Source organism: Kitasatospora purpeofusca (genome assembly GCF_042691725.1).
Taxonomy (GTDB): domain Bacteria; phylum Actinomycetota; class Actinomycetes; order Streptomycetales; family Streptomycetaceae; genus Kitasatospora; species Kitasatospora purpeofusca_B.
The window spans coordinates 8,627,907-8,641,710 of record NZ_CP170483.1; the positions used below are offsets into that span (position 1 = coordinate 8,627,907).

General features: G+C 76.3%; 11 protein-coding genes and 2 riboswitches. Of the genes, 7 read left to right on the forward strand and 4 right to left on the reverse strand.

What is annotated here, in order from left to right; translation table 11 throughout:
• Positions 1 to 26: 26 nt before the first annotated feature.
• A complete protein-coding gene (locus tag ACFCLZ_RS36985; protein ID WP_380282295.1) occupies positions 27 to 491 on the forward strand; it encodes a flagellar hook-length control protein FliK in 465 nt (154 codons plus the stop codon).
• Positions 492 to 585: 94 nt separating this feature from the next.
• On the opposite strand, the gene ACFCLZ_RS36990 is transcribed toward ACFCLZ_RS36985, so the two are convergent.
• A complete protein-coding gene (locus ACFCLZ_RS36990; RefSeq protein WP_380282296.1) occupies positions 586 to 2,013 on the reverse strand; it encodes a hypothetical protein in 1,428 nt (475 codons plus the stop codon).
• A 128-nt stretch (positions 2,014 to 2,141) separates the two neighbouring features.
• Positions 2,142 to 2,219, reverse strand: a riboswitch (cobalamin riboswitch).
• A gap of 80 nt (positions 2,220 to 2,299) precedes the next feature.
• Positions 2,300 to 2,444: riboswitch (cobalamin riboswitch) on the forward strand.
• 101 nt (positions 2,445 to 2,545) lie between these two features.
• On the opposite strand from ACFCLZ_RS36990, the gene ACFCLZ_RS36995 reads away from it, so the two are divergent.
• The 6 genes from ACFCLZ_RS36995 to ACFCLZ_RS37020 are packed head-to-tail and all read left to right on the forward strand — an operon-like array spanning position 2,546 to position 11,203.
• Positions 2,546 to 5,398, forward strand: a complete 2,853-nt coding sequence (locus tag ACFCLZ_RS36995; RefSeq protein WP_380282297.1) for a prenyltransferase/squalene oxidase repeat-containing protein — start codon at positions 2,546 to 2,548, stop codon at positions 5,396 to 5,398.
• Positions 5,395 to 6,627: a hypothetical protein gene (locus ACFCLZ_RS37000; RefSeq protein ID WP_380282298.1), complete on the forward strand. Its 1,233-nt coding sequence runs from the start codon at positions 5,395 to 5,397 to the stop codon at positions 6,625 to 6,627. The genes ACFCLZ_RS36995 and ACFCLZ_RS37000 overlap by 4 nt, the downstream gene beginning before the upstream one ends.
• A 4-nt stretch (positions 6,628 to 6,631) precedes the next feature.
• The gene (locus ACFCLZ_RS37005) at positions 6,632 to 7,867 is read left to right on the forward strand and encodes a CbiQ family ECF transporter T component (protein WP_380282299.1); all 1,236 of its coding nucleotides are present in this window, start codon (positions 6,632 to 6,634) and stop codon (positions 7,865 to 7,867) included.
• Complete coding sequence (locus tag ACFCLZ_RS37010; protein WP_380282300.1) at positions 7,864 to 9,507, forward strand: ABC transporter ATP-binding protein; 1,644 nt, start codon at positions 7,864 to 7,866, stop codon at positions 9,505 to 9,507. The genes ACFCLZ_RS37005 and ACFCLZ_RS37010 overlap by 4 nt, the downstream gene beginning before the upstream one ends.
• A gap of 35 nt (positions 9,508 to 9,542) precedes the next feature.
• A complete protein-coding gene (locus tag ACFCLZ_RS37015; protein WP_380286391.1) occupies positions 9,543 to 10,364 on the forward strand; it encodes an ECF transporter S component in 822 nt (273 codons plus the stop codon).
• A 35-nt stretch (positions 10,365 to 10,399) separates the two neighbouring features.
• Complete coding sequence (locus tag ACFCLZ_RS37020) at positions 10,400 to 11,203, forward strand: adenosylcobinamide amidohydrolase (protein WP_380282301.1); 804 nt, start codon at positions 10,400 to 10,402, stop codon at positions 11,201 to 11,203.
• 73 nt (positions 11,204 to 11,276) lie between these two features.
• Here the strand turns inward: ACFCLZ_RS37020 and ACFCLZ_RS37025 are convergent, their stop codons facing one another.
• The 3 genes from ACFCLZ_RS37025 to ACFCLZ_RS37035 are packed head-to-tail and all read right to left on the reverse strand — an operon-like array spanning position 11,277 to position 13,761.
• Positions 11,277 to 12,164 (reverse strand): glycosyltransferase family 2 protein, encoded by an 888-nt coding sequence (locus ACFCLZ_RS37025; protein ID WP_380282302.1) that lies wholly within the window; start codon positions 12,162 to 12,164, stop codon positions 11,277 to 11,279.
• Positions 12,161 to 12,874 carry an HAD family hydrolase gene (locus ACFCLZ_RS37030; RefSeq protein WP_380282303.1) on the reverse strand — a complete coding sequence of 238 codons (714 nt, stop codon included), beginning with the start codon at positions 12,872 to 12,874 and terminating at the stop codon, positions 12,161 to 12,163. The genes ACFCLZ_RS37025 and ACFCLZ_RS37030 overlap by 4 nt, the downstream gene beginning before the upstream one ends.
• Positions 12,871 to 13,761 (reverse strand): PfkB family carbohydrate kinase, encoded by an 891-nt coding sequence (locus ACFCLZ_RS37035; protein ID WP_380282304.1) that lies wholly within the window; start codon positions 13,759 to 13,761, stop codon positions 12,871 to 12,873. Before ACFCLZ_RS37035 ends, ACFCLZ_RS37030 begins: the two co-directional genes overlap by 4 nt.
• Positions 13,762 to 13,804 lie beyond the last annotated feature (43 nt).

Consider the following 13,804-nt stretch of genomic DNA (forward strand, 5'->3'; position numbering starts at 1 on the left):
TCCGCGACCGAACGAGGAGAGACCCGATGACCGAGCACCTGACCCGCCGCGCCCTCGGCCCGCTCGCCGCCGTCGCGGCGCTGACCGCGAGCCTTCTCGGCGCCTCCGCCGTCCAGGCCCCCCAGGCCCGGGCCGCCGCCTGCACCGGCACCACCGGCGTCACCGTCGTGGTCGACTTCACCGCCGTCGGCGGCGGCATCCAGACCGGCTGCGCCCCCGGCGACCCGGCCAGCGGCCTCGCCGCGCTCACCGGCGCCGGCTTCTCGTACACCTTCCACCCGCGCTACCCCGGCTTCGTCTGCACCGTCAACGCCCTGCCGACGACCTGCACCAACCCCACCGGCAGTGCCTACTGGTCGTACTGGCACGCCCAGCACGGCGGCCCCTGGTCGTACAGCAGCCTCGGCGCCGCCGGCTACAACCCGGCCCCCGGCGACGTCGAAGGCTGGGCCTTCGGCTCCGGCGGCCAGCCCGGCATCACCGCCCCCTGACGATGGCGCACGGGTGCCCCGGTCCTCCGCGACGGAGACCGGGGCACCGGCGGTTCCAGGGGTGTTCAGGCCGACCGGCGCGGCCGCTCCCGGATCAGCTGCCGTAGCGCAGCGAGACGGTGTCGCCCACGTGGACGGTGGTGGCCCGGGTGGCGGCGGTGGCGGTGGCGCCGTCCAGGCTGACCTTCCAGGTGGAGGAGCCGCTGTTGGCGGTGCCGTTGAGCGCGGTGACGGTGCCGCCGCCGGTGGCGGGGGTGACGGAGGTGACGCAGCCGCCGGGCGTGGCGGTGGCGGCCGCGTCCAGGACGTCGCCGAGGGTCGTGGTGGTGCCGGTCGGGGTGACGGTGACGGCGCAGACCTTGAGCGCGCCGGTGCCGTCGTCGACGACCAGGGCGAGCCTGGCGGCGGTGCCGGAGGTGAACGCGGTGGTGGCGGACCAGGTCGGCTCGCCCGCGCTGGTCGGGGCGGGAGGGGCGGCGGTGAAGCCCGCGCCGGCGACGGCGCGCAGGCCGTCGACGGAGGCGTAGGGGGACGGGGTGGTGTCGCTGGGCTGGTACTTGAAGCCGCCGCCGGGCTTGAACTGCTGGGAGATCAGGAAGTCGATCGGGGTCTTTCCGGTGCCGCTGGTGAAGTCGGCGCCCTGGGGGTTGATGCCGCAGGCGTTGAGACCGGAGACGGCCCAGCCGTTGGAGTCGGTGTTGACGCCCCACATGGCGTTGAACGCCCCGGAAGCCAGCAGCTTGCCCTTGAGGAAGTTCTTGGCGGCGACGACCGCCGGGTCGGTGTTGGGGACGCCGCCGACACACAGCGAGGCCATCGCGGCCCCGGTCATGTCGATGTCGCTGCCCGTACCGAGCTCGGTGGGGTCGCCGGCGGCCTTGGTGTAGTTCCAGCCGCCGTCGGTGTGCTGGTTGGCGCGCACCGCCGTGACGGAGGAGTCCAGCAGGGCCTGCGGGACGCGCTGTCCGCCGGCCTGGGTCCTGGCGCCGCCGAGGGCGAGGAGACCGAAGACGGTGCCGTTGAAGTTGGCGGACGGGCCCCAGTAGCCGGGTTCGGCGGTCTGCCAGTACGAGACCGCGTCGGCGATCAGGTTGCGGCCCGGGCCGACGCGGGCCGGGTCGATGCCGGCGGCGTAGGCGTTCAGGATGCCCCGCTGGTAGTCGGTGGCGACCGGTGAGGTGCCCGGCCAGCCGGCGGCGGCGAGCTGGTTGCGGTAGACGAGGCGGGCGTTCTTGGTGACGTCGCCGCCGGGGGTCACGTCCGCCGCGGCGGTGCCGGCCGCCGCCAGGGCGCTGAACGCCCACTCGTTGGAGAGGCCGCCACCGGTGACGTAGCTGCCGTCGGCGGCCTGGAGGGACTTCAGGTAGGTGACGCCGGTGCTCTTCGAGGTGGCTATCTGGGCCGGGGTGGCGGTCGCGTGGGCGGGGACGGCCGACAGCAGCAGCGCCCCGGCCGCCAGCGACACGGTCACGGCGGAGGAGAGGCGGGAGGAGGTGGCGCGGGGCGTCGTGAGGAAGTTCACGGAACGGCTCCTTGGGGTGGCGGGCGCCGACCCGGCCCCGGCCCCGGCGCTCCTGCGGGAGCGCGACGGCCGGAGCGGCCGCCGCCCGGATCGCGTGGGCAGGCTTTCGCCGTGGTGCTCGGCCGGGCGGGCATTCGGGCTCGGAGTGCCGTACGACGCCACCCCACACCGCTGCGCGTCAGCCCCGGATTCGCACCGGGTTCCCCCGCTCGGCCACTGCGGACGCTACCGCACGCGGCGGTGGCCGACGAGGTGATGTGACCGATGTGACGCACCGTTGACTACCGAATCGGCGCCGTGGTCTGATTGATCGGTTTTTCATCCTCGGAAACCAGGGGAAGCCGGTCCAACTCCGGCGCTGACCCGCAACCGTAGATCCGCCCGCAGCGGCGGATGAGCCGGAATGCCTGGTCCGAGGGTCAGTTCTTGAAGCACATGCGTCGTCGCGGACTACGACGTGGTCAGGGCGGTCCCGGGATCCGGGCCGTCGGCTGCGCCGTTGCTCCCGCGCCGACCGACCAGGGAGCCGCCGGTGAGGGTCAGCAGCAGTCGCACGCGTCACAGAGGCAGGGGCATCGCCTCCCTCCTGGCCGCCGGGACCGTCGCGGTCGCGGCGGGCGGCGCGGTCCTGCTCGGGCACCCCGGCGCCGCGGCGGCGGACCCGATCGAGGACTGCACCGCGACGACCGGCGCGATCGTCGCCGTCGACTTCGGCCACTGGGGCGGCGGTGTCGTCCGCGGCTGCGACGCCGACCCCAGCACGGGCATGAACCTGCTGCACAAGGCGGGCTTCACCACCACCGGCACCGAGCACGACGGCCCGGCCTTCATCTGCCGGCTGGGCGCGGGAGGCTTCAACGGCGGCACCCAGTACCCGACGCCGGCCGAGGAGCCCTGCGTCAACACCCCGCAGGCGACGGCGTACTGGTCGTACTGGATCGCGGGACCGGGCCAACAGACGTGGTCCTACAGTCAGTTCGGCGCCGCGACGCAGAAGCCCAAGCCGGGGGAGGTGGAGGCCTGGGTCTACGGGGGCACCGACATCGGGGGTACCAGCGGGGCGCCGTCCTTCACCCCGGACTCGGTCCGCGCCAAGAACCCCGGCCCCTCGCCGTCCGCCTCGCCCACGGCGACGTCGACCCCGACCGGCCCGGCAGCCGACGGCGACCCCGCCGCCGCCGCGGCCTGGCTGGCCGCCCGGCTCGTCGACGGCGACCACATGGAGAACTGGGCCTTCGAGGGGCCGGACTACCCCCGGACGTCCCTGACCGCGATCGCCCTCGCCGCCGCGGGCACCCAGGACGCGGCCCTGCGCAAGGTGGTCGCCTTCCTCGCCGCCCACACCGACGACTTCCTCCACCCGGACGGACCGTCCGGCAAGCCCGACTCCAGGGCCGCCGCCCTGCTGGCCCTCGTCGCCGAGAGCACCGCGGGCGACCCCCGGGCCTTCGGCGGGCGGGACCTGGTGGCCGCGCTCACCGACCACGTGTGCGCCGCGGCCGGGGAGAACGGCAAGTGCACCGCCGCCGGGGACTTCCACGGCGCGGCCTCGCCCTGGGTGCAGGCGTGGGGCGTCATCGCCCTGCAACGGGCCGGTGTCACGCCGACGGACGCGACGCTCGGCCGCTTCACGGTGCTCCAGTGCGCCGACGGCGGGATCGCCGGATCGATGATCGTGGCGGGCGACCACTGCGAGTCCGACCCGGCCGCCACCGCACTGGCCGTCCTCGCCCTGCGCAAGGCCGCCGGCCACGAGTCGACGGCGCGGAAGGCCGCGGACCGGCTCGCCGCGAGCCAGCTGGCCGACGGCTCCTACGCCCCCTACGCCGGCGCCCCCGGCGAGACCGGCGGCACGGCCGCTGCGGCCCAGGCGCTCCGGGCCGTCGGTCAGGACGCCCGCCGGGCCGCCGCCAAGGCCTGGGTCGCCGCGCGCCAGGGCGCGGACGGCGGCCTCGCACCCGACGAGGCGACCACCGACGCCGACCCGGCCGCCACCGAGCAGGCGATCCTGGCCCTGACCGGGACCGACCCCACCACCGTCCGGCACAACCCGAACGGCGCCACCACGCCGACCACCCCGACCACCACGGCCACGCCGACCACGCCGGCCACCACGGCGCCGACGACGCCCGCGGGCAGGACGCCCGACCTGGCCAAGGGCAGCGCCTACCTGACCGACCCGGCCCGCCTGATCGACGGCCGCTACTACGAGGCCTTCCCGGCCTTCGCCGACTTCGGCCTCACCATCGACGGGGCGTTCGCCCTCGCCGGCACCGGCACGGACGACACCGCGCTGCGCGGGATCGTCGACTTCCTGGACCGGCAGGGCAAGGACGCGAGCGAGCGCACCGTCAACGACTGGACCGGCATCGGCACCGAGTACGCGGGCGGCGGCTCGATCGGCAAGGAGGCGCTGCTCGCCCAGAGCGTCGGCCGCGACCCGCGCGCCTTCGGCGGCCACGACCTGATCGCCGCCCTCGCCGCTCTCGTCTGCGCCAGGGCCGACCGGAACACCGGCTGCGCGGCCGGCGGCAACTACGCCTACGCCACCTCGGTCTTCTCCCAGGCGCTCGGCGTCATGGCCCAGCTGCGGGCCGGTGACGCGGCGAACGCCGCCGCTCCGATCGCCTACCTGGAGGGCCTCCAGCACACCGACGGCTCCTGGCCTAGCCTGATCCCCGCCACCGGCGACTCCGACGTGGACAGCACCGCGATGGCCGTCATGGCACTCGCACTCGCCCCGGGCGACGAGGCCGCCCGGGCGGTCGACAAGGGCGTCGCCTGGATCGCCGCGCGGCAGCTTCCCGACGGCGGGTTCCCCGGCGCGGCCGGCGACTCCACCAACTCGGCCGCCCTCGCCGTCCAGGGCATGACCCTCCGGCAGGCCGGCTACGGCGGGCAGATCGCCGAGGCGCTCGACTTCCTCGCCGGTCAGCAGAACGGCGACGGCGGCTTCAACGTCGCCTCCGCCGGGCAGCCGGGCTCGGACGTCCGGGCCTCCACCCAGGTCCTCGGGGGCTCCACCGGAACCTCCTTCGGCACGCTGTTCCGGAACCTCGGCGGCACGCCGACGGGGACACCGACGCCGAGCGCGACGCCCACGCCCACCGGTACGGGAACACCGACGCCCACGCCCACCGCGACCGGCACGAACGACCGCCCGTCCGACGCCCCCGTGGCCGGTGGCGTCGGCGAGCCCGTGCGCGGCGGCGGCGCATCACCCGCCGGTGGTGCGCCGGTCGGGGCCGGAAGCGGTGGCCTCGCCGGCACCGGCACCGAGACGCTGGTGCTGGCCGGAGCCGCCGGGCTGCTGGCCGCACTCGGCGCGGTGGCCGTCCTCGCCGCCCGCCGCCGTCCGGGAGCCGTCCCGGGGCGTCACCGGTGAGCCGGCGGCCGGGCGGCCGGATCGCGGCCGCTGCCCTCGCCTCCGCTCTCGTCCTCGGCGGCGCCTGCTGGGGCGCGGCCCCGGCCGCCGCGGCGCCGCTGCCGATCGACCAGTGCACCACCACCTCGGGCGTGGTGCTGGCGGTCGACTTCGGCACGTGGGGCGGTCCGCTGCTGCGCTCCTGCGGCACGACGCCCACCACCGGGTACGCGCTGCTCAACCAGGGCGGCTGGAAGACCACCGGCACGGGGCACGACGGCCCGGCGTTCATCTGCCGGATCGGCTACAGCGGCTTCCAGGGCGGCAGGCAGTACCCCACGCCGGACCAGGAGAAGTGCGTCCTGACACCCCCGGCCTCGGCCTACTGGTCGTACTGGCACGCGGATCCGGGCCAGAACGACTGGTCGTACAGTCAGCTCGGCGCGATGAGCTATCAGCCGAAGCCCGGCAGTGTCGACCTGTGGATCTTCGGCGGGACCAACATCGAGGGCAGCGAGGGGCGGCCCTCCTTCTCGCCCGACACCGTGCGGGCGCACAACACCGCACCGGGCGGCGGCACGGCCGTGACCCCGGACCCGCCCCAGCCGCCCGCGGGCGGGGGAGCGGCCGCCGGCGGCTCCGGGAACGGCGGCTCCGGGAACGGAGGGTCGAGCGGCTCCGGCGGCGCGAGTGGCGGTGCGTCCGGTACAGGTTCGTCGGGCGGCGGCACCGGCGGCGGCTCCGGCGGGACGAGCGGCGGATCGTCGGGTACGGGTTCCCCGGGCGGCGGCACCGGCAGCCCGGGCGGCGGTTCCGGCGGCGGCACCGGCGGTGCGGCCGGTGGCACCGAGCGCCGGCCCTCGCCCGTCGGCAAGGGCGGGACCACCAAGCCCGCGAGCCCGTCGGCCGGGGCACCCGCGCCGGTCACGCCCGAACCCGAGGCTCCCGCGACGCCCACCGCCCCCGCCGAAACACCGTCCGCCCAGCCGACCGACACCCCGCCCGACACCCCGTCCGACCTGCCGTCCGCCACCGACACCGCCGGCGCCACCGCCGGGCCCACCTCCGACGCGAGCCCGTCGCTGCCGGTGAACGCCGGCGGCCCGGTGGTGATGGACGCGGCCCCGGCCGCGGACGCTCCGCACGACGCCGGATCGATGGTCCCGGTGATCGTCGGCGCCGTCCTCGTCACGGCGCTCGGCGCGGGCACCGCGGTCGCCGCGCGCCGGCGCCGTCGAGAGGCCGAGTGATCGGGTGACCACGCTCGACAAGCGCTCCGCCGACTCCGCGCGCCCCGCCCCCGGGCGGGCGGCGGGGAGTTGGCGGAGCCCGCGGAACCTGCACCCGCTGGCCTGGTGGACCTGGGCGCTCGCCCTGGCGACCGCGGCCAGCCGCACCACCAACCCGCTGCTGCTCCTGCTCGTCCTCGCGGTGCTCGGCTACGTGGTCACCGCCCGCCGCACCGACGCCCCGTGGGCCCGGGGGTTCATGTACTACCTGGGGCTGGCGCTGACCGTGGTGGCGATCCGGGTGGCCTTCCGCTGCGTCTTCGCCACCGGCATCACCCCGCACGACCACCTGCTCTTCTCGCTGCCCCACATCCCGACCCCGGCCTGGTACGCCGGCATCCGGATCGGCGGACCGGTCTCCCTGGAGGCCACCCTCTCCGCGGCCTTCGACGGACTGCGACTGGCCTGTCTGATCTGCTGCATCGGCGCCGCCAACACCCTCGCCAACCCCAAACGGGCCCTGCGCGTCCTCCCGGGCGCGCTCTACGAGCTCGGCGTCGCCGTGACGGTCTCGCTCAGCGTCGCCCCGCAGCTGGTGCAGAGCGTCCAGCGGGTCGCCCGCGCCAGACGGCTGCGCGCCGGCCGGAGCAAGGGGGTGCGCGCGCTGCGCAGCGTCGTCGTCCCGGTCCTGGAGGACGCCCTGGAACGGTCGCTGCACCTGGCGGCCGCGATGGACTCGCGCGGCTACGGACGGTCGGGAACCGCCACCCGCCGCTCCCGGCGGACCACCGGCGCCCTGATGCTGCTCGGCATGTGCGGGCTCTGCGCCGGGGTGTACGGGCTGCTGGACGGAACCGCGCCCGCCGCGCTCGGACTGCCCGCCTTCCTCGCGGGTGCCGCGCTGTGCGTGGCCGGTCTGCTGCTCGGGGGCCGCCGGGTGCGGCGCACCACCTACCGGCCGGACCGCTGGCGCGCCGCCGAGTTCGGCGTCGCCGGCTGCGGTGTGGCCGCCGCCGTCCTGCTGTTCGCCACGGTCGGCTACGACGCCACCGACCTCAACCCCTCCCTGTACCCGCTGAGTTGGCCGAGCCTGCCGGTCGTCCCGGTGCTCGCCCTGCTGCTGGCGGGGGCCGCCGGGGCCGTCGCACCGCCGCCCGGCCGATCGCCCGGGGCCGCCCCTTCGCCGGGGCCGCGCCCGGCCGGCAGCAAGGGCGCCGCCGGCGCCGGTACCGACCGCACGACCACCGAGGTGCGCACATGATCCGATTCGACCAGGTCGGCGTGGTGTACGACGGCCGGAGCACCCCCGTCCTGCGCGAGGTCGACCTGCACGTCCCGGAGGGTGAACTCTGCCTGGTGGTCGGCCGGACCGGCGTCGGCAAGTCGACCCTGCTCGGCGCCGTCAACGGTCTCGTGCCGCACTTCACCGGCGGCACCCTGCGCGGCCGGGTCACCGTCGACGGCCGGGACACCGCGCACCACCCCCCGCGCGAACTGGCCGACGTGGTCGGCGTGGTGGGCCAGGATCCGCTGGCCGGCTTCGTCACCGACACGGTGGAGGAGGAGCTCGCCTACGCGATGGAGCAGCTGGCCGTTCCGCCGGAGGTGATGCGCAAGCGCGTCGAGGAGACCCTGGACCTGCTCGGCCTCGCGGACCTGCGCCACCGCGCCCTGTACGAGCTCTCCGGCGGCCAGCAGCAGCGCGTCGCCATCGGCTCCGTCCTCACCGCCCACCCCCGGGTCCTGGTCCTGGACGAACCGACCTCCGCCCTCGACCCGACCGCCGCCGAGGAGGTGCTCGCCGCCATCACCCGCCTGGTCCACGACCTCGGCGTCACCGTCCTGCTCGCCGAACACCGCCTGGAGCGCGTCGTCCAGTACGCCGACCGCGTCGCCTACCTGCCCGGCGACGGCACCGTCGTGCACGGCCCGCCCGCCGAGGTGTTCCGGGACACGGCGGTCGCGCCGCCCGTGGTCGACCTCGGCCGGCTGGCCGACTGGCGCCCGCTGCCGCTCTCCGTGCGCGACGCCCGCCGGGCCGCCGCCCCGCTGCGGGAGGCCCTCGCCGCCCGCCCGGCACCGGCGCCGCGCCGCGCGGCCACGACGGGGGAGCGTGTGCTGAGCGCCGAGCGGATCGTGGTGCGCCACGGCCCGGTGGCCGCCGTCCGGGAGGTCGGCCTGGAGCTGCGCGCGGGCCAGGTCACCGCCCTGATGGGGCGCAACGGCTCGGGCAAGTCGTCGCTCCTGTGGGCGCTGCAGGGCTCCGGGCCCCGCCAGGGCGGCAGCGTACGGGTCGTCCGGGGCGACGGAGGGCCGGCCAAGGACCCCAAGCGCGTCCCGGCGGCGGAGGCCCGGAGTCTGGTGGGGCTCGTCCCGCAGACCCCCACAGATTTGCTCTACCTGGAGTCGGTGGCCCAGGAACTCGCCCAGAGCGAGCTGGAGTCCGGCCGGGACGCCGGGCCGACCGCGCGGCGGATCCTCGACCGGCTCGCCCCCGGGATCCCCGACGCGACCCACCCCCGCGACCTGTCCGAGGGGCAGCGGCTGGCGCTGGTCCTGGCGATCCAACTCGCCGCCGCACCACGGGTGGTGCTGCTGGACGAACCCACCCGAGGGCTCGACTACCACGCCAAGGCGGCGCTCACCGGCATCGTCGACGCCCTCGCCGCCGAAGGGCGCACGGTCGTGGTCTCCACCCATGACGTCGAGTTCGTCGCCTCCGCCGCCGACCGGGTGGTGGTGATGGCCGAGGGCGAGATCGTCGCGGACGGCCCCACCGCGGAGGTCATCGTCGCCTCGCCCACCTTCGCCCCCCAGACCGCCAAGATCCTGGCCCCGCTGCCCTATTTGACGACACATCAGGTCGCTGTGGCCCTCGCCCCGGCGCAGGGCGCCCGGTGACCGCCGTCCGGATCCCCGGCCGGGCCCGGATCGTGATGGCGCTGGCCGCCTTCATCGGCCTGGTCGCCTTCACCTGGCCGTTCGTCGTCGCCCCGGGGACGTTCGGCTCCCACTACGCCCCGCCGCTGATCTTCGGCGCCCTGCTGGTCCTGGTGCTCGCCGTGGTGATCGCGGAGATCTCCTCCGGCGGCATCGACGCCAAGGCCCTCGCCATGCTCGGCGTCCTGTCGGCCGTCAACGCGGGGCTGCGCCCGCTCGGCGCCGGGACGGCCGGGGTGGAGACGGTCTTCTTCGTCCTCGTCCTCGCCGGCCGGGTCTTCGGCCCCGGCTTCGGCTTCACCCTGGGCTGCACCTCGCTGTTCGCCTCCGCCCTGCTGACCGGCGGGGTCGGCCCGTGGATGCCCTACCAGATGTTCGGCTGCGCCTTCGTCGGCCTGCTCGCCGGGCTGCTGCCGACGCTCCGGCGCCGCTGGGAGGTGCCGGTGCTGGCCGCCTACGGAGCCTTTTCCGGCTACCTCTTCGGCTTCCTGCTGAACCTCTCGTTCTGGCCGTTCGCGACCGACCCGAACAGCTCGATCGCCTACCTGCCCGGCCTCCCCTTCACCGAGCAGTGGCACCGCTACCTGCTCTTCGACCTGGCCACCTCGCTCGGCTGGGACACCGGCCGCGCGGTCACCACGTTCACCGCCGTCCTCGTCGTGGGGCCTGCCGTCCTCACCGTCTTCCGCCGCGCCGCCCGGCGTGCCAACTTCGAGCCGACCGTGCGCTTCGAGAGCGCGGGCGCGTCCGGTGCGCCGGCGGGGGCGGGAAGCGCGGCACGGACCCCGGGGCCGTCGCGCCGAACCGCGAGGTCATAGGATCCCTCGAACGGTCGGCCCCCGGAGTCCATGAGGTGATCAACGCGAACGGCTTCCTGCCCGAGGACCGACGGCCCGTGGTGCGGCGCGGCGCGCGGTCGGAGGAGGGCTCCTGCCGTCACCTGCTGGTGTGGGAGGCCGGGCCGGGGTGGCGGATGGTCAGCAGCGCGGTGCTGGGGGGCGGCATCGGCGAACGCGGCTGGGTGGTGAACGCCCAGGTCCGGCCCGGCTACGACCGGCTGGATCCCGACCGGCACCTGGCGGAGCTGGCGTGGGCCGAGGGCCTGCGTGGCCCGGGCGTGGGCCTGATGACCGCCGCGGAGGTCGACGACTGCACCTGGGGCGAGGACGGCGGGGCCGTCGCCGTGGTGACGACCGGCATCGGCGTGCCGACCTGGGCCGCCGCACCGCCCGCCGAACCCGCCCTGCCCGCCCTGCCCGCCGTACCGGCACCCGCCCGGTACGTCCCCGGCACGATCAACATCCTCGCCGTCGTCCCGGCGCCGGTGACCGACGCCGGGCTCGTCAACCTGCTCGCGACCGCCACCGAGGCCAAGGTGCAGGCCCTCCTGGACGCCGGCTACGACTGCTCCGGGACGCCGTCCGACGCGGTGTGCGTGGCCGTCCGCACGCCCGACGGGCCCCGGGCGGCCGATCCCTTCGGCGGCCCGCGCTCACTGTGGGGCGCCCGGCTGGCCCGGGCGGTCCACCGAGCGGTCGTCGAGGGGGCGCACCGCGACCGCGAGCGGCGCGCCCAGCGGCCCGGCGCGCCGCACCCCCGGCCGGTGGCGGACTGCCTCCGCGAGAACGTCCTGGCGACCGGACGCCGGACCGGCTGAGTCCGGGTGCGGTGCCGGCCGGTGGCGCCGGGGGCGCAGAATGCGGCGAGCTGCCGAAGGAGCCGGCCGGCGGTCACAGGTAGCAGCGCCGGTGGCGGGCGCTGCCGACGACGCGGCCCGCGCGCAGCGCGACCTGGGCCAGCAGGGCGGCGCGCCGGTCGGCGGCGCCGAGCAGGTCGGGCGCGTGGAGCAGGAGTCTCCACCAGGCGCCGGCGGCGTCGGCCAGCGGTGAGGACGGCATGCCGGCGCCGGCGAAGTCACGGTAGAGCTTGGGGTGCGAACGCCCGTAGCCGTAGGACTGGCGGACGATGGCCGGCGCGTCGCCGCGGTGCCGGTAGTGCACGACGGCGTGCGGGGCGAAGGCCAGCCGGAACCCGGCCAGTTGGGCGCGCCAGAAGAACTCGGTGTCGTCGCCGCCGCCGCGGTAGCTCTCGTCGAAGCCGCCCAGGCGGCTCCACACCTCCTTGTGGAAGCCGCAGTTGGCGCCCGCCGGGTAGGGCAGGAAGCCGAAGGTGTCGAGCAGGGCGGCGGACTTCTTCGGCGGGCGTGCGGCGAGGGCGACCGGCCCGTTGAGCAGGCGGCGTTCGAGAGCGCCGCCGGCGGCCGGGCAGGTGCGCAGGACGTCGACCAGGCCCGCCACCCATCCGGGGGCCACCACGTCGTCCGCGTCGCACAGGAGCACGTACTCGCCGAGGGCGTGCCGACAGCCGATGTTGCGCGCGCGGTTGACGCCGGGGGCCTCGGTCACGGTGACCACCCGCAGCCGCGGCATGCGCTCCTGCCAGCGCCGCAGCAGCGCACCGGTGCCGTCGCTCGATCCGTTCTCGACGACGACGACCTCCCACGGATCCGGATAGCTCTGCCGCCCCAGGGCCGCCAGCTGCGTGGCGATCGTCGTCTCGGCGTTCCGCGCGGGGACGACCACGGAGACCAGGCCCACCGGGCGGAGGCCCCGGTTCATCCGGGGCCCCGCGCGGCCGGCCGCGGCGAGCGGACGGCGCGGATCACCGCGGCGGTGTCGCGGAGGTCCGCGAGCACCGTGTCCGCCCCCGCCTCGCGCAGCTCGGCGGCGCTGCTCGCGCCCGAGGCGACGGCGACCACCCGCGCCCCGCCGACGCGTCCCGCCTGCACGTCCCGCGGGGTGTCGCCGATCAGGACGGTGGCGGCGGCGTCGAAGTCGTGCCCGTACGCGGCCGCCGCGCGCCGCCGGGCCACCGGGACCAGCGCGGCCCGCTCGTCCGCGTCGTCGCCGTACGCGCCGACCGAGAGGTCCAGGAACTCCGTCAGCCCGAAGAGCCCGAGCTTCAGGGCGGCGTTGGCCCGCACGTTGCCGGTGAGCACCGACTGGGCCACCTCGCGCTGCGCCCCCAGCGCCCGCAGGGTCTCGACGACGCCGGGCAGGACCCGTCCGGCGGCCCGGAACTCGGCGGCCAGCCGGCCCAGCTGGACGGTCAACTCCTCCGTGACCAGGGCGGGTTCGACCCCGCTGACGCCGTTGCGGGCGAACAGTTCGGCCATGATGTCCGGCTCGGTGCGGCCGGCGACGGCGACGCGGTGGAGGGCCGGCCGGCCGGTGAGCCGTTCGAAGGCGAGCGGGTAGAGCGCCGCGCAGACGTGGCCGCCGTCGATCAGCGTGCCGTCGATGTCCCACAGGAGGAGGAGCCGCTTCACACCCGGACCGCCTGCCGCCGGGGGGCGGGCCCGGCCGCGAACGGGCCGCGCTGCGCGGTGCAGGCCGCGCCGTGCCGGGCGGCGAGGTCCAGCGCGTCGGTCGTGGCCGAGCCGGCGGCGAGCGCGTACGTGAGGACGGCCGCGAAGTTGTCCCCGACCCCGTAGGTGTCCACCAGGGGACCCGGCGCGTGGGCGGGCCGGTAGCGGCGAGGGGGCCGGCCGCAGCGGGTGAAGACGCCGCCGTGCCGGCCCTCGGTGCTGACCACCAGGTCCGGCAGTCTCCGCAGCAGCGCCGGGTCGCAGCGCTCGGCCGGGTCGCAGCCGCTGCCCACCAGCGCGTCGACCCTGACGCCGGACTCCAGCACGGTGGTGAACTCGCGCGCCGTCACCACCAGTACGCCCGCCCGCCGGGCCCGGCGCAGCAGTGCGGCGTCCCCGGCGGTGAAGAACACCGCGTCGAAGGAGGCCAGTTCCCCCCACGGGAGGGGATCCGCCGCGGCCGGTTGCAGCCGCTCGCCGAGGGTGACGGTGGTGCGTTCGCCGGAACGGTCGACCAGGCTCACCGCCGTGCGGGTCGGGCCGGACCGGGGCGCGGCCACCACCCGTACGGCGCGGCGTTCGAGTTCGGCCCGTGAGCGGCGCCCGGCGTGGTCGTCGCCGAGGGCGGTGAAGAAGGTGCAGCCGCCGGCCAGTTCGGCCAGCCGGACGGCCGCGACCGCGCCGCCGCCGGCCGGGCCCTGCCAGAGCCGGTCGGCGTGGGTCACCTCGCCGGTGGCGGGTACTCGCTCCAGACCCGCGATCGTCGTCCATTCGACGTGCCCCACCACGGCGACCCGCGGCCCGCCCGGGGGAGCCGGCGCCCCGGCGGGGCGGGTGTCCTCGTCCATCGTTCCTCGACTCTCGCACCGGCGGTCCTCGGCCGGCCTCGCT

Coding starts and splice junctions, on each gene's coding strand:
- ACFCLZ_RS36985 (WP_380282295.1), top strand. CDS start 27: ATGACCGAGCACCTGACCCGCCGCGCCCTCGGCCCGCTCGCCGCCGTC.
- ACFCLZ_RS37010 (WP_380282300.1), top strand. CDS start 7,864: ATGATCCGATTCGACCAGGTCGGCGTGGTGTACGACGGCCGGAGCACC.
- ACFCLZ_RS37015 (WP_380286391.1), top strand. CDS start 9,543: ATGGCGCTGGCCGCCTTCATCGGCCTGGTCGCCTTCACCTGGCCGTTC.
- ACFCLZ_RS37025 (WP_380282302.1), bottom strand. CDS start 12,164: ATGAACCGGGGCCTCCGCCCGGTGGGCCTGGTCTCCGTGGTCGTCCCC.
- ACFCLZ_RS37035 (WP_380282304.1), bottom strand. CDS start 13,761: ATGGACGAGGACACCCGCCCCGCCGGGGCGCCGGCTCCCCCGGGCGGG.